The 21,189-nt window shown below is 31.9% G+C and carries 22 protein-coding genes; 5 read left to right on the forward strand and 17 right to left on the reverse strand.

Features of this window, described 5'->3' with window-relative positions; translation table 11 throughout:
* Positions 1-26: 26 nt before the first annotated feature.
* Positions 27-473 (forward strand): GNAT family N-acetyltransferase, encoded by a 447-nt coding sequence (locus tag ACQY6M_RS10285; protein WP_428741496.1) that lies wholly within the window; start codon positions 27-29, stop codon positions 471-473.
* A 65-nt stretch (positions 474-538) separates the two neighbouring features.
* Positions 539-1,456, forward strand: a complete 918-nt coding sequence (locus ACQY6M_RS10290) for a S66 peptidase family protein (RefSeq protein WP_428741495.1) — start codon at positions 539-541, stop codon at positions 1,454-1,456.
* A gap of 1 nt (position 1,457) precedes the next feature.
* On the opposite strand, the gene ACQY6M_RS10295 is transcribed toward ACQY6M_RS10290, so the two are convergent.
* Positions 1,458-1,664: a YgaP family membrane protein gene (locus ACQY6M_RS10295; protein ID WP_428741494.1), complete on the reverse strand. Its 207-nt coding sequence runs from the start codon at positions 1,662-1,664 to the stop codon at positions 1,458-1,460.
* A 39-nt stretch (positions 1,665-1,703) separates the two neighbouring features.
* Between ACQY6M_RS10295 and ACQY6M_RS10300 the strand changes: the two genes are divergently transcribed.
* The gene (locus ACQY6M_RS10300; RefSeq protein ID WP_428741493.1) at positions 1,704-2,063 is read left to right on the forward strand and encodes a YraN family protein; all 360 of its coding nucleotides are present in this window, start codon (positions 1,704-1,706) and stop codon (positions 2,061-2,063) included.
* Between the two features lie 57 nt (positions 2,064-2,120).
* Here ACQY6M_RS10300 and ACQY6M_RS10305 read toward each other — a convergent pair whose 3' ends face one another.
* Complete coding sequence (locus ACQY6M_RS10305; protein ID WP_428741492.1) at positions 2,121-3,497, reverse strand: TlpA family protein disulfide reductase; 1,377 nt, start codon at positions 3,495-3,497, stop codon at positions 2,121-2,123.
* Positions 3,498-3,680: 183 nt separating this feature from the next.
* Entirely contained in the window at positions 3,681-4,034 is a 354-nt protein-coding gene (locus tag ACQY6M_RS10310) for a hypothetical protein (protein WP_428741491.1), read from the reverse strand.
* A gap of 67 nt (positions 4,035-4,101) precedes the next feature.
* Here ACQY6M_RS10310 and ACQY6M_RS10315 point away from each other — a divergent pair, with 67 nt between their 5' ends.
* Entirely contained in the window at positions 4,102-4,626 is a 525-nt protein-coding gene (locus tag ACQY6M_RS10315) for a CvpA family protein (RefSeq protein WP_428741490.1), read from the forward strand.
* Positions 4,627-4,679: 53 nt separating this feature from the next.
* On the opposite strand, the gene ACQY6M_RS10320 is transcribed toward ACQY6M_RS10315, so the two are convergent.
* The 14 genes from ACQY6M_RS10320 to ACQY6M_RS10385 all read right to left on the reverse strand — a co-directional run bounded on the left by ACQY6M_RS10320 (position 4,680) and on the right by ACQY6M_RS10385 (position 18,631).
* Positions 4,680-5,306 (reverse strand): carbonic anhydrase, encoded by a 627-nt coding sequence (locus ACQY6M_RS10320; protein ID WP_428741489.1) that lies wholly within the window; start codon positions 5,304-5,306, stop codon positions 4,680-4,682.
* Between the two features lie 14 nt (positions 5,307-5,320).
* Positions 5,321-7,186, reverse strand: a complete 1,866-nt coding sequence (locus ACQY6M_RS10325; protein WP_428741488.1) for a SulP family inorganic anion transporter — start codon at positions 7,184-7,186, stop codon at positions 5,321-5,323.
* 107 nt (positions 7,187-7,293) lie between these two features.
* A complete protein-coding gene (locus tag ACQY6M_RS10330; protein ID WP_428741487.1) occupies positions 7,294-7,923 on the reverse strand; it encodes a carbonic anhydrase family protein in 630 nt (209 codons plus the stop codon).
* Between the two features lie 50 nt (positions 7,924-7,973).
* Entirely contained in the window at positions 7,974-9,554 is a 1,581-nt protein-coding gene (locus ACQY6M_RS10335; protein WP_428741486.1) for a SulP family inorganic anion transporter, read from the reverse strand.
* A 78-nt stretch (positions 9,555-9,632) separates the two neighbouring features.
* Positions 9,633-9,938 (reverse strand): hypothetical protein, encoded by a 306-nt coding sequence (locus tag ACQY6M_RS10340; RefSeq protein WP_428741485.1) that lies wholly within the window; start codon positions 9,936-9,938, stop codon positions 9,633-9,635.
* 54 nt (positions 9,939-9,992) lie between these two features.
* On the reverse strand, positions 9,993-10,745 hold the full coding sequence (locus tag ACQY6M_RS10345; protein WP_428741484.1) for a tetratricopeptide repeat protein: 753 nt from the start codon (positions 10,743-10,745) through the stop codon (positions 9,993-9,995).
* Positions 10,745-12,502, reverse strand: a complete 1,758-nt coding sequence (locus ACQY6M_RS10350) for a BatD family protein (RefSeq protein ID WP_428741483.1) — start codon at positions 12,500-12,502, stop codon at positions 10,745-10,747. Before ACQY6M_RS10350 ends, ACQY6M_RS10345 begins: the two co-directional genes overlap by 1 nt.
* A 53-nt stretch (positions 12,503-12,555) precedes the next feature.
* Positions 12,556-13,380: a tetratricopeptide repeat protein gene (locus ACQY6M_RS10355; RefSeq protein WP_428741482.1), complete on the reverse strand. Its 825-nt coding sequence runs from the start codon at positions 13,378-13,380 to the stop codon at positions 12,556-12,558.
* A 28-nt stretch (positions 13,381-13,408) separates the two neighbouring features.
* Positions 13,409-14,446 (reverse strand): VWA domain-containing protein, encoded by a 1,038-nt coding sequence (locus ACQY6M_RS10360; RefSeq protein ID WP_428741481.1) that lies wholly within the window; start codon positions 14,444-14,446, stop codon positions 13,409-13,411.
* A gap of 5 nt (positions 14,447-14,451) precedes the next feature.
* Positions 14,452-15,456, reverse strand: a complete 1,005-nt coding sequence (locus tag ACQY6M_RS10365) for a vWA domain-containing protein (protein ID WP_428741480.1) — start codon at positions 15,454-15,456, stop codon at positions 14,452-14,454.
* Positions 15,446-16,363 carry a hypothetical protein gene (locus tag ACQY6M_RS10370; RefSeq protein ID WP_428741479.1) on the reverse strand — a complete coding sequence of 306 codons (918 nt, stop codon included), beginning with the start codon at positions 16,361-16,363 and terminating at the stop codon, positions 15,446-15,448. The genes ACQY6M_RS10365 and ACQY6M_RS10370 overlap by 11 nt, the downstream gene beginning before the upstream one ends.
* A gap of 8 nt (positions 16,364-16,371) precedes the next feature.
* Positions 16,372-17,238: a DUF58 domain-containing protein gene (locus ACQY6M_RS10375; RefSeq protein WP_428741478.1), complete on the reverse strand. Its 867-nt coding sequence runs from the start codon at positions 17,236-17,238 to the stop codon at positions 16,372-16,374.
* On the reverse strand, positions 17,238-17,567 hold the full coding sequence (locus ACQY6M_RS10380; RefSeq protein ID WP_428741477.1) for a hypothetical protein: 330 nt from the start codon (positions 17,565-17,567) through the stop codon (positions 17,238-17,240). Before ACQY6M_RS10380 ends, ACQY6M_RS10375 begins: the two co-directional genes overlap by 1 nt.
* 74 nt (positions 17,568-17,641) lie before the next feature.
* Positions 17,642-18,631 carry an AAA family ATPase gene (locus tag ACQY6M_RS10385; protein ID WP_428741476.1) on the reverse strand — a complete coding sequence of 330 codons (990 nt, stop codon included), beginning with the start codon at positions 18,629-18,631 and terminating at the stop codon, positions 17,642-17,644.
* A 238-nt stretch (positions 18,632-18,869) separates the two neighbouring features.
* Between ACQY6M_RS10385 and ACQY6M_RS10390 the strand changes: the two genes are divergently transcribed.
* A partial coding sequence (locus ACQY6M_RS10390; RefSeq protein WP_428744951.1) for a TonB-dependent receptor occupies positions 18,870-21,189 on the forward strand: 2,320 nt, incomplete at its 3' end.

The raw sequence follows: 21,189 nt of genomic DNA on the forward strand, positions 1-21,189 counted from the left end.
CTAATTAGTACATTTAGTATCATAATATGAATACCATTATTGTTAGGAAAGCTGAAAAAGAAGAAATAGATTGGGTTAATACACAATACAAATCCATAGATTTTAAATCATCTAACTTTGAAAAAGAATATATAGTCGTAGCAGAAAAGGATGGAAAAAAATGTGGATTAGGGCGATTAGTAAAAATTGATGAACAACATGTCGAATTAGGAGGAATCTATGTTTTTGATGCCTATAGAGGATTAGGAGTTGCTGATGCGATTGTTCATTTTTTATGCAATCATAATCCGTTTCTAAATACTATAGTTTGGTGTTTACCTTTTGAAAATTTGAAAGATTTTTATGGTAAGTTTGGCTTTGATACACATACGTTAACACCACCAAAAGAAGTTGTTGAAAAACATGAATGGTGTAATACTAGTGGAATTTATTCAAAAAAGGTACTTTTACTATCTAAACCTTGTAACTCATGAGAAAAGAACTTTATTTTTTACTGCTAATTTTTATAAGTTCAATGGTTAACGCTCAAAACTCAAGCATGAAATTAATAACGCCGCCTTATCTAGAAAAAGGAGATACGATTGCTATTGTAGCTCCTGCTGGAATTTTAAAGAATAGAAAACATGTAATTGATAAAGCCAAAGAGTTAGCTGAAAGTTGGGGGTTGAAAGTGATATACGGAAAGAATATGTTCAACCAAAACGATCATTTTGCTGGTTCTGATGAAGAGCGCTGCCAAGATTTTCAAGAAGCATTAGATAATCCTACTATTAAAGCGATTTGGAGTGCGAGAGGAGGATATGGTTCTGTAAGAATTATAGATCAGTTAGATTTTACGAAGTTTAAACAGCACCCAAAGTGGGTAATAGGATATTCTGATATTACAGCATTCCACAATCATATTCATAATTTAGGAGTGGAAACTATACACGCTATGATGGGTACAAGTATGGAAGAGAAACCAGAGGAGATTGTTGAAACGATAGCTACTTTTAAAAAAGCGTTATTTGGTGAGAAGTTGGAATATCACATTCCTTCATCAAAAAAGAATAGAGTAGGAGACATATCAGGAGAATTAGTGGGAGGTAATATTGCTATTTTAGCTTCGATGTTAGGGTCGGATAGTCAAATTTCTACGGATGGAAAAATATTGTTTATTGAAGAAATAGGAGAGTATAAGTATTCGATAGATAGAATGCTACAAAGTTTGAAGCGTGCAGGATATTTTAATAAGGTGAAAGCAGTTCTGGTGGGAGATATGACAAAAATTAAGAGAAATACAACTCCTTGGGGAAGTTCGATAGAACAATTAATTTTGGAAGTTGTTCCCAAAGATATCCCTGTATTATTTAATTTCCCTGCAGGACATGAACCTGATAATAGAGCATTAATTATGGGAAGAAGGATTTCTTTAAGTATACATAAAGATAATTCTTCTACTATTGTGTTTGACTAATTTATTCTTTAGGCTTACGAGTATTTATACCAAATAAGGAATAAAGAGGACAAAAGTTTATTAAACTGGTAACCAAAAATACAATTGCTACCACTAACAGTATATTACCTATTATCCCAGTAATAATATCAAAATACGATAAGCAGGCAATAAATAAAGCAATTAAGGTTCTGATTGCCTTATCGCTATTTCCCATATTTTTTTTCATGGTAAAAGTTTTTTAATTTACTCAAATTTAAGATTTTAAATGGCAATACACAATGAACTTGGCAAAAAAGGAGAGGAATTAGCTATAGAGTATTTAACTAAACAAGGGTATTCTGTAGTTGAAAAAAATTATCGATTTTTAAAAGCTGAGGTTGATATTATAGCTATGAAAGGGAATGAATTAATAGCTATAGAAGTTAAAACTCGTTCGACAGCTTATTTTGGTAATCCACAAGATTTTGTGAACCCCAAGAAAATTAAACTTTTAGTTTCTGCAATTGATAATTATATTAATGAACATGATTTAGACGTAGAAACACGATTTGATATTATAGCTGTTCTAAAAGAAGGTGAAGCATATACAATAGAACATATTGAAGATGCATTTTTATATTTCTAAAAAATAAAAAGCTCAACAAAATTTGTTGAGCTTTTTTTAATTTATTTGGATTAAGACCTAGTTGTTTTCAAAATATTTTTGAACATCTTGAACGTGATCAGGCATCGCTATAATTCTTTTTTCTCTATCTAGTACAAAATAAGATGGTGTTCCTAGTAAATTATATTTCTTTACAGTTTCATTATCAAACTTGTATTCTGGGTGCGTTCCTACAGCATTGTGCCATTCTGGTAAGTCTTTAACAAACTCAGTCCACTCAATTTCGTCATTTTCAATACCAAATGAAACTACAGAAACCTCCTTGTGAGTTTTCATGTATTTATAAAGCTCAGGAATTTCTTTTACACAGTGAGGACAACCTGTACTCCAAAATACTAATAAGTAAGTATTTCCGTCATCTAAAGTAGATAGTTTTTGATCTTCATCATTTTCTTTCCATGAAAAATCAGGAGCAATTCTACCTACTGTTGCAAGTAAAATATCTAGCTTTTCTTTTTTGAAGTCAGCATCTTGATCTTCTGAAGGAAGGTCGTCGTAGTATTCAGAAAACATCCAGTCTACGGCAGGTCCGTTACGTTTATCAGTAAGTGTACTAATTAAGTAATAAATTACTGCTTTTTCTAATTTATCAGAAGATATTTTTTTCATTACATCAGTAATCGACTTTTTCATCAATTTCTGTTGCATTTCTTTATCTTCAGTATAGTTTAAATAGAAAACGTAGTCATTAATTTTATCAATTAAAAAAGAAGAATTAAATAAAGCTTCATTTTTGAAATCGATATATTTAAAAAAGTTATCAGATGTAGCAGCTAAATAATCTTTGATATTATCGTGAATATTATATGAGTTATAACGACGAGAAGCTTTAATGAAGTGATTTACTAGCATTCCTTCAGATTTGGTCTCGTAAGTATCTTGTACATCTTCAAGTTCTTTAACCTCATTTTTGTATGCTTTTTTAGCATCTCTTGATTCAGTTTCAATATATGCAGCCTGTGCCGAGTCTATTTTCTTTTGAATTTTATTATAAGCTTGTTTGTACTCGCTATATAATTTATTTTCTCTAGAACTTGTAAAAAGTAGGGATTGTTCTGGGAATTTAGGGTTGAAAACAAATTCAACATTTTCTTTGTTAAAGAAGAAATCAACAAATCCTGCACCAGTGTTTCTATAGGTTGCTCTGTAAGCTCCAGCTTCTGCTGTGTTTGGCAACTCAAAGCTAAATTTACCTAGTATTTGTTTTTCGCCACCAATAATTACTGTGTCATGCTTAATGGTTGTATCTTTTATATACTTTTGTTTGGCACCTTCGATTTTATAAAGAATTACCCAGTCACTTTTTTCTGGGGGAGTCATTGTACCTTTAATAGTATATTGAGCACTAACGATCGATGTAGTAAATATTAATAGAGCCAGTAATTTTTTCATCATGATATTTTAAAGGGTTATTAATAAGGTTTTAAAACTAGTCATTTACAAACTTCTTTCCAAGAAGTATACCACTTTTATTTTTTTCTAAAATTAAAACCTCTTTTCTAGTTGTTTGATATTTGTTTGTTATGAAATGTTGTGGTTTTCTAATACTTTAATTCAGGATTCAAATAAACAAAATTTTTAAAAAAAGTTTATCTCTTCAAAATAATTAATAATAGCTTCTTTCATTAATACGGTTTGTTCACCGGGTTTTAAACTTGGTAACTCTGTTATTGTTTTATAATGCGGCCAACCGTCATCATCAAAAAAGTCAAACTCATAATAACCATAAGGTTCCAATAGTTTACATATGGCGATATGCATTAAATTAACTTTTTCGTCTTTTTTGAATTTTCTATGTCCTTGCCCTAATTCTTGAACACCAATTAAATAAATAATTCCATCGATAGTTAATTCATCACCATCAGCAAACTGTTGTGATAACTGAGTTATCACAAGTTCCCATTTTTCTTTTAAGTTGGTTTTTTTGGTCATTTGTACTTTTTGAAAGAGCAAAGATATGAATGAGTTGTGTATATTTACGCGGAAGAATTAAATAACTATGAATACTTTCGATATTATTATTGCAGCCCTGTTATTGTTTGGTTTTGTACGTGGATTAATGAAAGGGTTGTTTGTTGAAGTAGCCTCTTTGGTAGCTTTGATAGCTGGAGTTTATGGAGCAATACATTTTTCTTATTTTATTGGAGATTGGTTGAAGGATAGTGTAAACTGGGAAGAAAAATATATTTCTCTAGCGGCTTTTGCAGGGACTTTTGTAGTAATAATTGTAGTGATTGCTTTACTTGGTAAAATCTTAACTAAGATAGCTGATTTTGCTTCTTTGGGAATTTTAAATAAGATTTTAGGAGGTGTTTTTGGAGCCTTAAAAATTGGCTTAATTTTAAGCGTGATTTTTATTTTCTTCGGAAAAATGAATGATACGATTCCGTTTGTGAAACAAGAAAGTTTAGATGAATCTATTTTATATAAACCCGTAAAAAAGATAGCGCCTACTATTTTTCCATCTATTATTAAAGATGTGGAAGAGGAAGATAATAAGCAAGAATCAGAAACTACTGCATAAAAAACAAAAACGGGTGAAGAAATTCACCCGTTTTTGTTTTTTTAGATAAGGATTTAATCTAAATGGTATATTTCCATAATATCTTCTAAGATATGTTCAAAATCTATATTCAAATCGACAAGATTACCTGTTTTAATATCAAATACCCAACCGTATACTTTTAATCCTCGATCTCTATAAGCTTTTTGTACAGCTGCAGTTTTAATTAAATTAACACATTGCTCTTGCACATTTAAATCAACTAATCGATCATAACGAGTTTCTTCGTCTTCAATTTTATTTAACTCTTCTTTGTGTAAACGGTATACGTCTCTTATGTAACGTAGCCAGGGATTTAACAAACCTAAATCTGCAGACTGCATAGCAGCTTTAACACCACCACAAGAATAATGTCCGCATACCACAATATGATTAACTTTTAAATGCTCAACAGCATATTCAATTACTGAAGCAGAGTTTAAATCGATAGCAGGAACCATATTCGCTATGTTTCTATGAACAAAAACTTCACCAGGTTTTAATCCCATCAAGTTTTCTACTGAGACTCTACTATCTGAACACCCGATGTACAAAAACTTTGGACTTTGACCTTCATTTAATTTTTTAAAGTAATCGGTATCCATGGATAACTTTTTCTGTACCCATTTTTTATTGTTTTCAAATATTTTTGATAAATCCATAATATAGAGTGTGTTTATTTGGTTGAGTCTTTTACATTTTGTTTAATCCAATCTAAACAATTAAGAAAAGAATCAAAAATATGTTCTTTAGAAATTAAGTCAGGTATTATGTCAATACGTTCCATCATATAACGCGGTTGTTTTAGCACATCTACTAATAAAACAGTAATTCCATTTTTTTCTAAATCAACTAATATATCCTCTAAAGTATATAAGCCAGATTGATCTATGTATTGCATTCTATCCATGCGAATAATTACATGTGAAGCAGTAGTTGGAATTTGTTTTGCTAATGCTTGAAAATCACTTGTTGAGCCAAAAAATAAAGGACCTTTAACATGTTTTATAAATACTTTTTCAGAAAATTCTTTTGGAAATTTTTTTTCATCAGCCCAAGCTTCCTCTTTCAGAGATTTAAGGTTAGAGCGTTCTGCTGTTAAATCACCGATTTTTTTCATAAACATTAGAGAAGCAATTACTAAACCTATACCGACAGCGTAAACTAAATTCCAAAAAGTTGATAAAACTAGTACAACTAACATAATAATGACTTCTGAGCTTATTTTTAATGGACCTATTTTAGTATCTTTTGGTAGGTTAGGAATAGCTTTTAAGCCTTTGTAATCCATCACGCCTATCCCTACAGTAATTAGGATACCAGCCAATACAGCAGCGGGAATTTTTGATGCAATAGGTCCTAAGCCTAATAAAATAATTAAAAGTACGATCCCTGCAATCATTCCAGATAATTTAGTTTTACCACCAGAGTTAATGTTTACTACTGTACGTATAGTAGCTCCAGCGCCAGGGATACCACCAAAAATAGCTGCAATACTATTTCCTATACCTTGACCAACTAATTCTTTATTAGGTTTGTGTTTAGTCTTAGTCATATTATCAGCCACAACAGAAGTTAATAAAGAGTCAATTGCTCCTAGTAATGCTAAAGTTAATGCTGTAAATATGTAAGGAGTAATATTGGGTAAGCTAAATTGTGAAAAAATCTTCAAATTAGGAATAGGAAAACCTCCTGGGATTTCTTCTATAGGGCGATAGTTTAGTCCAAAAGCTAAAGCAATACCGGACATGACAACCAAGGCGACTAGTGTACTTGGTATAGTTGTAGTAATTCGTTTGAATCCATAAATAATTAAGATAGTACCCAGAGCTAAAATTAACTCTAACCAATTTATATTCTTTAATGCTCGTGGTAATACTTTAAAAGTGCCTAAAACGCCTGAAGCTTCTTTTCCTGCAATAATTTTACTCTCTTTTAAAATATCTGCTTGTGAGGTAGCTTCAGCTCTTTTTACAGTTTCTTTAAAATCTTCAAGAACTAATATACCTTCTCCAGATTCTTCTTTTAAAATATTTTCTAATATTAATTCTTCTGCTTGAGGTTTAAATTGTTCGACAAACTGAGTGTCTTCTTTGGCGTAATAACCTACAGCGGGAAGAATTTGAGTAACCAAAATAATTACTCCAATGGCAGTCATAAAACCTGATACTACAGGATAAGGAATGTACCGGATATATTTACCTAAACCCAATATCCCTAATCCTACTTGAATTAAACCAGCTAGTAAAAAGACAGTTAGAATTGCTGGTAGCGCTTTGTTAATATCTCCATCTTTTGTAGCTAAAATCCCTGCTATTACCACCATGCTTACAGCTGTCATAGGTGCTGTTGGTCCGGATATTTGGGTGTTAGTACCACCAAATAAAGCAGCAAAAAAGGCAATGAAAATAGCACCATATAATCCTGCACTAGGTCCCAAACCAGAGGATACTCCAAACGCTAATGCTAAAGGTAAGGCAACAATACCAGCAGTAATACCTCCAAACAAATCACCTTTAAAGTTTGAGAATAGGTTTTTCATAAGTCAATTAATGTAAAGAAATACTAAGATAGTTATTATAGTGTAAAAAAAAAGAGAATCAAGGCTTACCTTAGATTCTCTTTAAAAATTAAAAACAACAATTCTGTTTATTCAAAGAAAGTAACAGCACCATCTGTGATATCATACATAGCACCAACAATCATAATTTCTTCATTTTTATGCATTTCGGCTAATACTTCACTTTCCTGTAAAATTCTATCGATAGTAAGTTTTACATTTTTCTCTGCAACATTGTTTACAAACTCTAAATTAGAAGAATTTCTTAGGCTTTCTTCTTTAGGTTCAGTAACAGCTTCTACTGCAGGTTTAATTTTACTTAACATGCTTGTTAAGTTTCCAAGTTCTGCATTATCACAAGCTCCTTTAACAGCTCCACAGCTTGTGTGTCCTAGAACTACAATTAACTTTGTACCAGCTAGTTTACAGGCAAATTCCATACTGCCTAAAATATCTACGTTTACAAAATTTCCAGCAATTCGAACACTAAATATATCTCCTAGCCCTTGATCAAAAACTAATTCAGCTGATACTCTAGAATCAATACAACTTAAAATAGTAGCAAAAGGAAATTGTCCGTCTCTAGTATCGTTTACTTGCTCTAATAAATTACGATTGGCTTTTAAATTATTTTGAAATCTTAAATTTCCTTCTTTTAAGTATTGCAATGACTTCTCTGGAGTCATGGTTGCTTGTGTTTCTTTAGTATGAGTCTTCATGATATTTTATAATAATCTTTAATTAAAATGTATTTTATATGTGCTTTAGTTTAAGCAGCTTTAGGTCTTAGTTTAAAAAATTGAATAAAGCTTGGAGGATTTTCTACAATACCTCGTTCTGAAATTAGTTTTATGTTAATGTTTTTTTCTTTGGCTTTGAAAGCAAAATCTTCTAGTATTTCAATAATATCATTATCCAAATATCGGGTTTTTGTAACATCTAATTCTAAATATGTGTCAGAAGGAAGTCTATCTAATTCTTTTAAAATAGCACCTTTGTTAAAGAAAGTAACTTCTTCAGCCAATGTCATTTTTATTTTGTGTAGACCGTTACTCTGATCTTCAATATGTAAAAAGTGAGAATTTTGGTAGCTTTTAATTAGAATAATTATAACTCCCACAGCTAGCCCTAATGAAATACCTGTTAGTAAATCAGTAAAAACAATACCTGCTACGGTTATAATGAAAGGAACGAATTGCTTTTTTCCTAAGCCATACATTTGTTTGAATAAACTAGGCTTTGCTAATTTATAACCTACCACTAGTAAAATTGAAGCTAGTATAGATAAAGGAATTTTATTTAACAATCGTGGGATTAAAATAACAGAGACTAATAAAAGTAAACCATGAAGAATAGCCGACATTTTGCTTTTTCCGCCTGATTGTACATTAGCAGAGCTTCTTACGATTACCTGAGTAATTGGTAAACCACCAATTAATCCAGATATAATATTACCAGTACCTTGTGCCAATAACTCCCTGTTAGTTGGTGTAACATTTTTATCAGGATCTATTTTATCCGTAGCTTCTACACAAAGTAAGGTCTCTAAACTAGCTACCAAAGCAATAGTAAAGGCAGTTATCCAAATTTCAGGATTTGTAATTGCACCAAAGTTAGGAAATGTAAATTGCTCCATAAAAGAAGCAGCGCTTTCAGGAATTGGCACACTTACCAAATGTGAAGCTTGTATTGATAGTATTTCATTTCCTTGGGTTACTATAAAAAAGATGATACCCACTACAACTGCTACTAAAGGCCCTTGAATTAAATGAAATATTTTTCCTTTTTTACTTAGAACTTTATCCCAAAGAATTAAAATGGCTAATCCAATAAAACCAATAAGCATTGAGCCTATAGTAATATGATCCATGACATGCAAAATAGCAGAAAAAGTATTTTCTCCTGACGTTTCAATAAAGCTATCCGCACCTTCTGGTTCAGCATCATATCCGAAAAAATGTGGAACTTGCTTTAAGATGATAATGATACCAATACCCGTTAACATTCCTTTGATTACAGAAGATGGGAAGTAATACCCAATAACCCCTGCTTTAAGAACTCCAAAAAGTATTTGAATAATACCTCCTAAAACAACCGCTACTAAGAAGTTTTCATAACCCCCAAGCGAGGTAATAGCAGTTAATACAATCGCCGCTAAACCAGCTGCAGGACCACTAACGCCAATTTTAGAACCACTTAAGGCTCCAACAACAATTCCTCCTACAATCCCTGCAATTACTCCAGAAAAAAGAGGTGCTCCACTTGCTAGTGCAATACCTAAACATAACGGTAATGCAACAAAAAACACGACAATACTTGCGGGTAGGTCGCTTTTGATATTTTTAAACATAATATGTGTTTTTCTATACTCCAAAAAAAGATTTAGAGTATTGATTAAAAAATGATTTTGATACTAAATAATTCGAGATTAAACAGTAAAAAACTCAGGAGGTGGAGTTAAAATCTTAGGATATTGAGAAATGTACTTCTTTGATTGAAAACGTACATTTTCCCTTTTTTGAATTTTATAATGTGTAAATGTAGTATTGTTGTTGCTTTCTTGAGGATGAATAGTCATTTCCATCCCTTTTAAGCTTTTGGTATTCTCTTCTTCCTCATTTAAACTAAGAAAAATAGTAAGATCTTGATCTTTATCTACAAACGTAACTACCGTAGGTGCTATAATAATACCTGCGAATAGGATAATAAAGAAGATGGCTATTTTAGATTTCAAATGAGTTTGTATAGATTATTGAGCGAAAATAGCTAATTTTTTACACTCCGAATGTTACAATTCCTTTAAATTTTCTGAAGGAACCCAACCTATTTTACCATCTGAAAGCTTTATTTTCTTCCAGTTATCTACCGAGTCCAGCACGTTTACCTTAGTTCCTTCGTGCAATGTGAAAACTTCACTAGAGCTAGAAGTAGGCTCATTATTTACTGAAATTTCTTCAGCAAAAATAATAGCTTCAATAGTGTTTTTAGATTGACTATACTGTGTGTAGCTTATCACAAGTGATACAGCTAATAATAAAAATGAAATTATACTTGAGGTAAAATACATTCTTTTTTTATTCGAAGCATCCGAAAAATAAAATAACAAGAACAAAATAGAAGTAATAAATGAAAGTACAATGGTAATTACACCCCAAGTATTGTAAGTGAATTTTTGTAAATAGTTTTCATTAAATTTTTGAAATATTGATTTTGGTAGCGCTTCAATTCTATCCAAGGTTAATCGTTTAGCAAGAATTAAGTTGTTCTCAGCATCTTCGTTTAATGGGTTTAATTGTAAAGCCTTTTCGTAATTATATATGGAAGGAGCAACTTTGTTTAGTTTGTAGTAGCAATTTCCTAGATTAAAATATAATTCTGACGAAATTGCATTTCCGTCTTCTATTTGTTCATACAATTTAATAGCTTCTTCATACTTACCTTCTTTGTATAAAGAGTTAGCATTAGAAAATAAATCGTTGGTATTTTGTGCTAACGTAATTGTTGACACAAATAAGAATAATAATATAGCTAGCGTTCTCATTATAATTGTCTGTCTAATTGCGTTATTACTTGTTTTGCTTTTTCATACTCCTCTTTCATTTGAACATTGGTTATCGGAGTATAGCGAGCGAAATCACAATCGTTAAGTACACTAATAAAATTATCAATAGTGCTTGAGTCAATATTTTTATCGTGTAATAAATCTGTGATTTTATCTCGGCTAATATCTGAGGTTTCTACTCCCAGTTTTGCCTTTAAATAATTGTGTAAAGCTCTTTCTAAAGCTTCATAAAAAGCTTCTTTGTTTCCTAACTGTTTTTGAGCTTCAAATAAATATTTTTTAGCAAGCTTGTCTGCTTTTCGTAATTTGTTACCTAGAATGTCACTATCGCGTTCTTCTTTCTTCTTATGGATAAATATTCCAACTGGAATCGCTAAGATTGGAAGTAATAAAAGAATATAAAACAATATAGATTTAAAGAAATCTTCTGTTTGCTTAGGTTGAAAATCAGTAGATGTTTGAATGTATCTAAAATCGCTACCAGTAACTTTTATATCTTGTTTTGAAATAGTATTTGTATTAGTAGGGATTTCTTTTCCTTCTAATACATCAACATATAAATCATCTGTTGTAATAGTTTGATATACTTTTTCTTCTGGGTTAAAGTAAGAAAAAGAAGTTTTAGGGATTTTATACTTTCCTTTAAATTGAGGAACAACAGTGTAGTTGTCGGTAACAGATCCCTTCAAACCATCAGAAGCAATACTTACATTCTCTTTTCTTTCTGGTTGGTATACTTCTAATTCTTTTGGAGTTTCAATCTTTGGAAGTTCAAATAGCTTTAAATTTCCTTTTCCTTTAACAGAAACACTTATTTCTGAAGATTCGTTAGCTTTTAACGTATTTTTACTCAGAGATACATCAAAAGAAAATTGACCTACAGCTCCTGTAAAGTCTTCAGGTTTGTTTTGTAGAGGTAAGGCTTTCGCATTGATTACTTTTTTAGCTGATGCAAATTCTTTTCTAACCTGACGAGTAATAACGTTTCCAAAAAAATCAGCTCTTCCAGTTGGTACAGCTACAATAACATCCATTTTCATAGGGTCAATTGTAAGCTTACCTGAGGTTGTAGGAATCAATAAGGCTTTGTGTAGTACAGCGTAACGATAACGTTCACCGTTGTACATACCCTCTTTTACAGGCATTCCATTACGCTTAATTTCTTGGTTCCAAAATCCGTTGTATTGAGGAGCTTCTGTAACAGCATTATCATAAATACCCACATTGTCACTAAAATATAAACGATACTCTATATAAATTCCTTCTCCAACATAAGGAGTTTCTTTGGAAACTTCAGCTACTAAATGAATATTTTGTTCAGCAATATAATTAGGGTCATTCGGGTTTTTTGGAATTTCTACGGCATCTAAAACAATTACTTTTATGGGGTTAGAAGTGAGTGTTTTTCCATCGATTTCAATACTTGCTGGAGGAATGTCAAATTCTCCTTTTCTTATAGGCTGCAATATGTATGTATACGATTGATTAAAAGAGACTTTACCATTAACCCACGATTGGCTTACAGACTGACTCGGTCCTCCAACAACTTTAAAGTTTGTAAAGTTGGGTTCTTTAAAATTATCGGCACCTTGTTTGTTAATTGAAAATTCAATGCGCAATCGTTGGTTTACACCCAATTTGTTTTTACTAACGGTAGCTGTTAATGCAGCATCTTGTGCATTAAGAGTAATTGTAATAAAACTAACTAATAACGTTATGTATACTTTCAACTTCATACTCATTTTTTCAAAAATGTCTAAAAATAATTAAGATTTTAACAACTGAAAAATTACCAGTCTTTTTCTTGTTTTACTTTTCTTCCTTTTGATTTTTGCGCATTCATTTTCTTTTGCGTCTTGTTTTCCTCATTATTTAAACTCTCTAACAACTGTTTCATTTGCTCAGGAGTCATTTTGCCTTGCTGAGGTTTAGGTTGTTGATTTTGTTTATCTTTTTGATCTTGATTAGGTTTTTGTTGATTTTTCTGATCGTCATTTTTCTGATCTTGCTTATCATCTTTTTTGTCCTTATCGTCGCCTTTTTGATCTTTATTCTTATCGTTCTGTTTGTCTTTGTCGTCTTTTTTCTGTTGATCTTGCTGATTTTTATCTTTTTGATCTTTGTTTTTATCCTTGTTGTTTTGCTGATCCTGCTGTTGTTTTTTGGCCTCTTTTTGAGCAACGGTTAAATTGTAACGGGTTTCATCATCATTAGGATTTCTACGTAAGGCATTTTTATAGGCGTCAACCGCTTGTTGATATTGTTTTTGTTCCATCATAGCATTACCAATGTTATGGTAAGCTTCTGCCTGAGCTATCTTGTCTTTTGAAGTTTTGGTAGTTACTTCGTATTGTTCAACAGCTTCTTTGTATTTTTTTTCTTGATATAAAGTATTTCCAAAGTTATAACTAGCTTTTTCATACTTACTGTCTTTACCTAGAGCTTTTCGGTATGCTATAGCGGCATCGCTGAACTTTTGTTTATTGTATAATTTATTTCCTTCTCGTAATAAAGCACGTGCTTCACGCTGTAATTTAAGCGTATCTTGTTGTGCGTTTACTACAGCAGTTAAGGTAAAAGCAAGGATTACTATTATATTTCGTAAAATTTTCATTCTATACAACATTACTACTTAATGGAATTTAAGATTCCTCATTAAATAAATCTACTTTCTTTAACCATTTGGTTTTCTTATCAAACAAAAACATATCGAGAATTAAAAACAACAACCCAATTGCAACAAACCATTGAAATTGGTCTTTATAATCTGAAAATTGTTTGGTCTCGAATTCGCTTTTTTGTGCGTTTCCAATAATTTTTTCTATGGCTTCTACTGGGTTCTCTGTTTTATTACCATCAAAATATTTTCCATTTGAGGCATCAGCAATTCCTTGTAAAACATCTGGTTTTCGTTTGGTAATTACTGTTTCTCCCATTCTATCTTTTTTATAACCAATAAGTGCGCCATTTAATTTTATAGGAATTGGACCTCCTTTTTCGGTTCCTACTCCTACGGTATATACTTTTACCCCTTCGTTGGCTATATTTTGTGCTACTTGTTTGGTTTCTTCTTGGTGATCTTCACCATCTGAAATGATAATTAAAAATCGATTGGTTTGTTCGTCATTATCGTAATAGGTGTTAGCTAGGGTTAAAGCTTCATTAATAGCAGTCCCTTGACTTGAAACCATATCTGGATCCGCATTTTGCAAAAACATTTTTGCGGCAGCATGATCGGTTGTGATTGGAAGTAGAGGATAGGCGTTACCAGCATAAATAATAATACCAACTCTGTCGCTTCCTAACTTATCGATAGTTTTTGAAATAATTTGTTTTGCTTTTTCTAGTCTGTTAGGGGCAATATCTTCTGCTAACATACTTCTTGATACATCTAAAGCAAAGACCACATCAACTCCTTCTCTTTTAACTGTTTTGAGCTTAGTTCCCATTTTAGGATTCACTAGAGAAAGAATCAAAAATGATAAACCTAAGATGAAAAAAACTAGTTTTAAAATAGATTTAAAAGTAGAAGTGTCGGGGGCTATTTTTACTAATAGTGTTGCATTGGCAAACTTTTTCTGCGTTCTTTTTTTCCACCATAAAACCAACAGAAATACAACAACTATTACTGGAATAATTGCAAAAAAATAAAAGTATATTGGTTCTTCTAGTTTGTACATCTTGCTTAAATAAAACTTTTAAATAGGGTGTTTTTTAAAGTAAATTCTATGAGTAAAAATATTCCTGCTATAAATACTAATAATCGATATTTCTCTGAGTAATTATAATATTTAAACTCTTCTATTTTGGTTTTTTCTAGTTTGTCAATTTCATCATAAATAGCTTTCAGCTTAGCATTGTTTGTTGCTCTAAAATACTGACCTTCGGTTTCGTTAGCAATATATTTTAATAAGTTTTCATCTATTTCAACAGGCTGGTTTTTGAAAGAAATTTTACCTGTTCTTGGATCTCTAGCCCATGGAAAAGGAGCCATTCCGTTTGTTCCAATTCCAATAGTATATACTTTTATTCCATTTCCTTTGGCTAACTCGGTAGCGGTTTTTGGATCTACAAAACCAGCATTGTTAACACCATCGGTCAATAAAATAATTACCTTGCTTTTAGCTTTACTTTCTTTTAAGCGATTCACTGCCGAACCTAAGCCCATTCCAATAGCTGTACCTCCTTCTAATTGTCCCCATTTAATTTCTGAAATGGTTCTTTTCACGATAGATTTATCGCTTGTAATTGGGGTTTGTGTAAAACTTTCACCTGCATAAACAACAATACCAATACGATCGTTTGGGCGTAGATTTACAAAATCGGTAGCTACTCTTTTTAAAGCTTCTAAACGGTTAGGTTGTAAATCTTTTGCCAACATACTAGCCGAAACATCAATAGCCATTACAATATCGATACCTCGGTTTGTTTTTGTTTTTTTGCTTACCGCTACATTTCTAGGACGAGCTAAAGCTACAATCAAACAACCTAATGCTAGTAATCGCAGTAAGTACAAAACAGGTTTTAGTTTAGGTAAAATAGAACCTTGTGTATTGAAACCTTGAGTGCTTGGTATTTTTAACTTAGCACTATCTTTTTTTCGAGAATAAAAACTCCAAAAAGCTAATAGTGGAATAAGTATTAGCAACCATAAAAACTCGGGACTATGAAATTCAAAATTATTCCACATTATCTTCTTCTACTTGTTTTTTAGGTTTTAAATTATCAATAATAAATTTAGCATCCTTTCTATCTTCCTCAATTTCGTAGGATAAAGGCTTTGATTTTGCAAATTTTACTAAATCTGATTCTTGTAACAATGCTTTTAACTTTTCAATAGTTTCCTTGGTTGTGTCTATTGATTTTATGTTGTTAAAATCTTTTAAAACATCAACTAATTCATCAGTAGTAATTTCTAAAGCAGGAATATGTAATTCTCTTTCTATGTAACCTCTGATGATATCCGTTAATTCACTATAATATTTTTTAATTTGGTTGTTTTGCCACAAGAGTTTTTTGTCCAACACTTCTAGTTTTTGAATAGCTTCTTCATAAGGGGCTAACAAAGGAACAGTAATTATTTCTTGTCGTTCTTTTTTCTTTTTGAAAACAAAGAAGTAGAGTAGTAGAGCAATAATAGCTAAAGCTATTACAGCCCACCAGATATATTGTTTGAAATCGTCAAATTGATACGGTTCTCCTTTAATTCCTTTAATAGGGAATTTTTTAACCTTGGTGGTATCGATAGGAACAGTAGCAACATTTACGAGCAAACTATCAGTTAAATAAACTTGATTTCTAATAAATATTTGTTGTTGAGGGATGTAAAACGCACCGCTATCAAAACCTGTTAAAATATATTTTTGAACAAGTTTGTTTTTAATTGTATCGGCTTTTAGCGAGTCTATAACTTCCAACCCTTTTAAGTTATCTAGCTTAGGAATGATGACATTTTCAGTGGCATCAACAGAAATTTTATATTGAAATTGTTCACCAATTCTAATGTTTGTAGTGTCAACTTCTGCTTTAACCTGAGGTTGTTGGGCAAAGCTAAAAGAAGCTAAAAACAAGCATATATAAAGTAGTTTGTATTTCATTATTGTTCTTATCCTTTTCGTTTAAAATAACCTAATAATTTTCGCACATAGCTTTCATCAACTCTTGTATTGATGGTTCCTGCTCCACTTTTTGTAAAAGCATTTTCAAAATAATCAACCAATCTTATAGCGTTAGCTTTATAGTGAGTTCTAACAGATTTTGAACCAGTATTAACCAGATGAGTCTTACCTGTTTCAGCATCTAACATAGAAACCATTCCTAAATTGGGGATTTCTTCATCGTGTTTATCATACACACGAATACCAGTTACATCGTGTTTGTTTCCAACAATTTTTAAGGTACGCTCATAGCCGTCATCCATAAAATCAGAAAGCATAAATACAATAGCCTTCTTCTTCATGATATTAGATAAAAATTTTAAAGCTTCACTGATATTGGTTTGTCTACTTTTTGGTTGGAATTCTATAAGCTCACGAATAATTCTTAACACGTGACTTTTCCCTTTTTTAGGAGGAATATATAGTTCAACTTGGTCTGAAAATAGAATTAGCCCTACCTTATCATTATTTTGAATGGCAGAAAAGGCTAACGTAGCAGCAATTTCGGTAATGGTGTCTTTTTTGAATTGATTTGAAGTACCAAAAAACTCAGAACCAGAAATATCAACAACCAACATCATGGTAAGTTCTCTTTCTTCCTCGAAAACTTTCACATAAGGTTCATTGTAACGCGCAGTAACATTCCAATCAATCGCTCTAATATCGTCTCCATATTGATATTGGCGTACTTCGGAGAAAGTCATACCTCTACCTTTAAAAGTAGAGTGATACTCACCTCCAAAAATATGATTAGACAGTCTACGTGTCTTTATTTCTATTTTTCGAACTTTTTTTAGTAATTCTTTTGTGTCCATTAATTTAACCAAGATTCAGGTAATGGAGGTAACTCCATATCTGTGTATTCAACGCTTTTTTCAAAAGCTAAAAAAGGCGCTTCTTGTATTGATAAATTTACATTGTTCTTTTTGCCAATTTCTTTTACAACTTCATGTATACATCTTTGTTGGCTCAAGACTAAGCTGTTCATAATTACATTTGATTCTGTTTGTAAATCAAAACAGTTTACATAGTAACTAGGTTTGTCATCTTTGTATATAACAGCTTCTGTTTTTTTTCTTTTTTTTAATTCTAAAATTTTTTTCGTTCCTTTTAATGTTTTGTACGTTGTTAATTTAAAAGTCATTGATAGCTAATTTAAGGGGATTAATATTGTAATAGTAGGTTTTGGTTAGCTATAAATGAGTATGTGTACTTTGCCTAGGGCACTTGTACCTCATTTATGATCGAATTAATAATGTCTAATGATGTGATGTTTTCAGCTTCAGCTTCATAAGTAATTCCAATTCTGTGGCGTAAAACATCGTTTACTACAGCTCTAACATCTTCAGGAATTACATAACCTCTTCGTTTAATAAATGCATAACATTTAGCGGCTCTTGCAAGAGCAATACTACCACGCGGAGAAGAACCAAAGCTAATTAATGGTTGTAATTTTTCTAAATTGTATTTTTCTGGATAACGAGTAGCAAAAATGATATCTAGAATATATTTTTCAATTTTTTCATCCATATAAACTTCATTGACTACTTCTCTAGCTTTAATAATTTGATCGATTGAAATTACAGGATTTATCTTTTGAAAACCACCATTTAAGTTTTGACGCATGATAAGTTGTTCGTCTAGTAATTTTGGATAGTCAATTACTGTTTTCAACATAAAACGATCTACTTGCGCTTCGGGAAGTGGGTATGTTCCTTCTTGTTCTACCGGGTTTTGAGTGGCCATTACTAAAAAAGGCTCATCAAGTTTAAAGGTTTCATCACCAATGGTGATTTGACGTTCTTGCATGGCTTCTAATAAAGCAGATTGTACTTTAGCAGGAGCACGGTTAATCTCATCAGCTAATACAAAGTTGGCAAAAATAGGTCCTTTTTTAATAGAAAAATCATTTTCTTTTACGTTGTATATCATCGTACCTACAACATCAGCTGGAAGTAAGTCTGGAGTGAACTGAATACGACTAAAGCTTCCGTCTACCGCTTTTGAAAGGGTGTTGATAGCAAGAGTTTTAGCTAGTCCAGGTACACCTTCGAGTAAGATATGTCCATTTCCTAAAAGTCCAATTAGCAATCGTTCAATCATGTGCTTTTGACCAACAATTACTTTGTTCATTTCTGTAGTTAATAAGTCTACAAAAGCACTTTCTCTTTCTATTTTTTCATTGATGGCTCTTACATCTATATCCATAGTAATTGAAATAAATTAGATTTTTATGAAACAAAGCTACAATATTAAGAAATTAAAGCTTGTTAAAGGATGGTTAAAGATAAAATCATGATTTCAGTTGTTTTTATGTTGTGTTTTTTGTGAGTTAGTTTATTGTTTTTATTGTTAAATGGATAAAATATTAGTATGTTTATAGAAAATTAACTTTTTTAACATTAAAAATTTAATTAAACTAAATACTGTGTTTATGAAAAAAAAGATGAAATTTCTTGTTTGTATTTTATTGGTGTCTTTTACATCAATAAATGGACAAACAGTTAAAGGTACGGTAACAGATGAAAGTGGTGTACCACTTCCTTTTGTAAATGTTCTAGAGAAGGATACAGCTAATGGAGTAAGTACAAATGAGCAAGGTCAATTTGAGCTAAAAGTGAAGAGAATACCAGTTACGTTGGTGTTTTCTTCAGTAGGATTTACTACACTAGAAAAAACAGTTTATAAGATTGCCGATTTTACGGTAGTTTTAAAAGAAGGTAATGTTTTGGATGAAGTGGTATTAACAGGTAACAGATCTAAGCCTAGAACAATATTAGATTCTCCTGTGCCAATTGACAATATTGATGTGGCTGAGCTACAAAATAGTGGAAAGCCTACTTTTGATAGAATGTTGGTATTTAAGGTACCTTCGTTTAATGCGCAGAATCAGGCTATTTCTGATGCTACAGCTCATTATGATCCAGCTGATCTACGTGGTTTAGGACCAAGTAGAACTCTAGTTTTAATAAATGGAAAACGTAAAAACCAAAGTGCTCAGGTGTATCTAAATCGTACACCAGGAAAAGGAGAGGTTGGAGTAGATTTAAAGAGTATACCTACAGCAGCGATTGAAAGAGTGGAGGTGTTACGTGATGGGGCGTCTGCACAATATGGTTCTGATGCAATTGCTGGAGTGTTAAACATTATTTTGAAAAAGAATGTAGAGTTTTCAACTTTTTCAACTAAAGCAGGAATTACTTCAGAAAAAGATGGGTTTAATTTTTCAGCTGATTTTAATACAGCGTTCGACTTTGGGGAAGGAGGTTTTATCAATTTAACACTTGGATATTACAACCAAGAAATAACTAATAGAGCTGGTTCTCCAGGGGTTTCAGATTTACCAGCAAATCCATTGCCTAATTGGGTTGAGTGGGCACAAGAGAATCCGCGTCTCGGAATGAAAGTAGGACAACCAGAAATGGAAAAGATGGATTTATTTGTAAATATAGAGCATCCGTTAGGTGAAAAATCTACGTTGTACTCTTTTCACGGGTTTACCAAAAGAGATGGTAAAAGTTTTGCTTATTATAGAGCCCCATATTGGAGACAAGATGATGTAGGGGATACAGGATTCCTTACCCGCCCCGAAGATTTTAAAGGATATCAACCAACTTTTGAAGCTGAGATTACCGATCATATCAATGCAGGTGGTGTCAAATTCTCTTTTACAGAAGGATGGAATGCTGATGCGAGTATTACTTATGGAGCTAATGATGTTTTTTATACGGTTAATAATTCTGTAAATAGAGATTATTTAGTGGATCATACTACTTATGATACTAATACAGGAGATGTGATTATTGGAGGGACTTCTCCAAGAACGTTTAAACCTGGAGGGTATAGATTAACGAATGTTATTGGTAATTTTGATGTGTCTGGGGTAATCTCTGAACAATTAAGTACTGCAGTAGGTATTGAATATAAAGAAGAAAGCTTTAGAGCTTTTGAAGGGGATCCATTATCTTATTATAAAGGTGGATCTGATTCATTTGCAGGAATTAAACCAGATGAAGCAGGTAAGTGGTCTAGGAATAACTTTGCTGGGTATGTACAATTGGATTACGATATAAACAAAGATTTTTTATTAGGTGCTGCTGCGAGATATGAAGATTTTTCTGATGCAGGTGATAATTTTTCTTGGAAAGTGAATGGAAGGTATAAATTAGGAGAAAGAGGAGCGATTAGAGCTTCGTATAGTACTGGTTTTAGAGCGCCAACATTACATCAGTCACATATTACTTTAAGTCAATATATTATTGTTTCAGGCTCGTCAGAACCATTATTGCAAGGTACTTTAGCAAATGATAATCCAGCAGTTCAGGCTTTAGGCGTTCCACAATTAACACACGAGATTTCAAAAAATTTATCAGCAGGAGTAACCTACAAGGTTAACAAAGATTTTTCAGCTTCATTAGATATTTATCAAATAAAAGTAGATGATCGAGTTTTATTCTCTTCTCAGATTGGTTCTGATAGTGATAATACTACTACAAATCCTGTGGAGCAAATTTTAGAGGATAACAATGTGGTTGCTGTTCAGTTTTTTATCAATGCAGGAGATACCAAAACTACTGGAGGTGATTTGGTGTTAAATTATAGAAATATAGAGTTAGGTAATGGTAAATTATCAGCTAGTTTAGCAGCAAACTATAACAAAACTACTATTGACGCAATTAATACACCTGATGTATTAGCAAACAATGGATATAATATTTTTGATAGGCAAGAACAAGGATTGATAACGAACTCAAGACCAAAATCCA

It is taken from the genome of Tenacibaculum sp. (assembly GCF_050290165.1).
Taxonomy (GTDB): Bacteria; Bacteroidota; Bacteroidia; order Flavobacteriales; family Flavobacteriaceae; genus Polaribacter.

Coding starts and splice junctions, on each gene's coding strand:
- ACQY6M_RS10345 (WP_428741484.1), bottom strand. CDS start 10,745: ATGAGAACGCTAGCTATATTATTATTCTTATTTGTGTCAACAATTACG.
- ACQY6M_RS10315 (WP_428741490.1), top strand. CDS start 4,102: ATGAATACTTTCGATATTATTATTGCAGCCCTGTTATTGTTTGGTTTT.
- ACQY6M_RS10305 (WP_428741492.1), bottom strand. CDS start 3,497: ATGATGAAAAAATTACTGGCTCTATTAATATTTACTACATCGATCGTT.
- ACQY6M_RS10290 (WP_428741495.1), top strand. CDS start 539: ATGAAATTAATAACGCCGCCTTATCTAGAAAAAGGAGATACGATTGCT.
- ACQY6M_RS10365 (WP_428741480.1), bottom strand. CDS start 15,456: ATGTGGAATAATTTTGAATTTCATAGTCCCGAGTTTTTATGGTTGCTA.
- ACQY6M_RS10325 (WP_428741488.1), bottom strand. CDS start 7,186: ATGAAAAACCTATTCTCAAACTTTAAAGGTGATTTGTTTGGAGGTATT.
- ACQY6M_RS10310 (WP_428741491.1), bottom strand. CDS start 4,034: ATGACCAAAAAAACCAACTTAAAAGAAAAATGGGAACTTGTGATAACT.
- ACQY6M_RS10335 (WP_428741486.1), bottom strand. CDS start 9,554: ATGTTTAAAAATATCAAAAGCGACCTACCCGCAAGTATTGTCGTGTTT.
- ACQY6M_RS10355 (WP_428741482.1), bottom strand. CDS start 13,380: ATGAAAATTTTACGAAATATAATAGTAATCCTTGCTTTTACCTTAACT.
- ACQY6M_RS10295 (WP_428741494.1), bottom strand. CDS start 1,664: ATGAAAAAAAATATGGGAAATAGCGATAAGGCAATCAGAACCTTAATT.
- ACQY6M_RS10360 (WP_428741481.1), bottom strand. CDS start 14,446: ATGTACAAACTAGAAGAACCAATATACTTTTATTTTTTTGCAATTATT.
- ACQY6M_RS10330 (WP_428741487.1), bottom strand. CDS start 7,923: ATGAAGACTCATACTAAAGAAACACAAGCAACCATGACTCCAGAGAAG.
- ACQY6M_RS10380 (WP_428741477.1), bottom strand. CDS start 17,567: ATGACTTTTAAATTAACAACGTACAAAACATTAAAAGGAACGAAAAAA.
- ACQY6M_RS10370 (WP_428741479.1), bottom strand. CDS start 16,363: ATGAAATACAAACTACTTTATATATGCTTGTTTTTAGCTTCTTTTAGC.
- ACQY6M_RS10320 (WP_428741489.1), bottom strand. CDS start 5,306: ATGGATTTATCAAAAATATTTGAAAACAATAAAAAATGGGTACAGAAA.
- ACQY6M_RS10350 (WP_428741483.1), bottom strand. CDS start 12,502: ATGAAGTTGAAAGTATACATAACGTTATTAGTTAGTTTTATTACAATT.
- ACQY6M_RS10300 (WP_428741493.1), top strand. CDS start 1,704: ATGGCAATACACAATGAACTTGGCAAAAAAGGAGAGGAATTAGCTATA.
- ACQY6M_RS10375 (WP_428741478.1), bottom strand. CDS start 17,238: ATGGACACAAAAGAATTACTAAAAAAAGTTCGAAAAATAGAAATAAAG.
- ACQY6M_RS10285 (WP_428741496.1), top strand. CDS start 27: ATGAATACCATTATTGTTAGGAAAGCTGAAAAAGAAGAAATAGATTGG.
- ACQY6M_RS10385 (WP_428741476.1), bottom strand. CDS start 18,631: ATGGATATAGATGTAAGAGCCATCAATGAAAAAATAGAAAGAGAAAGT.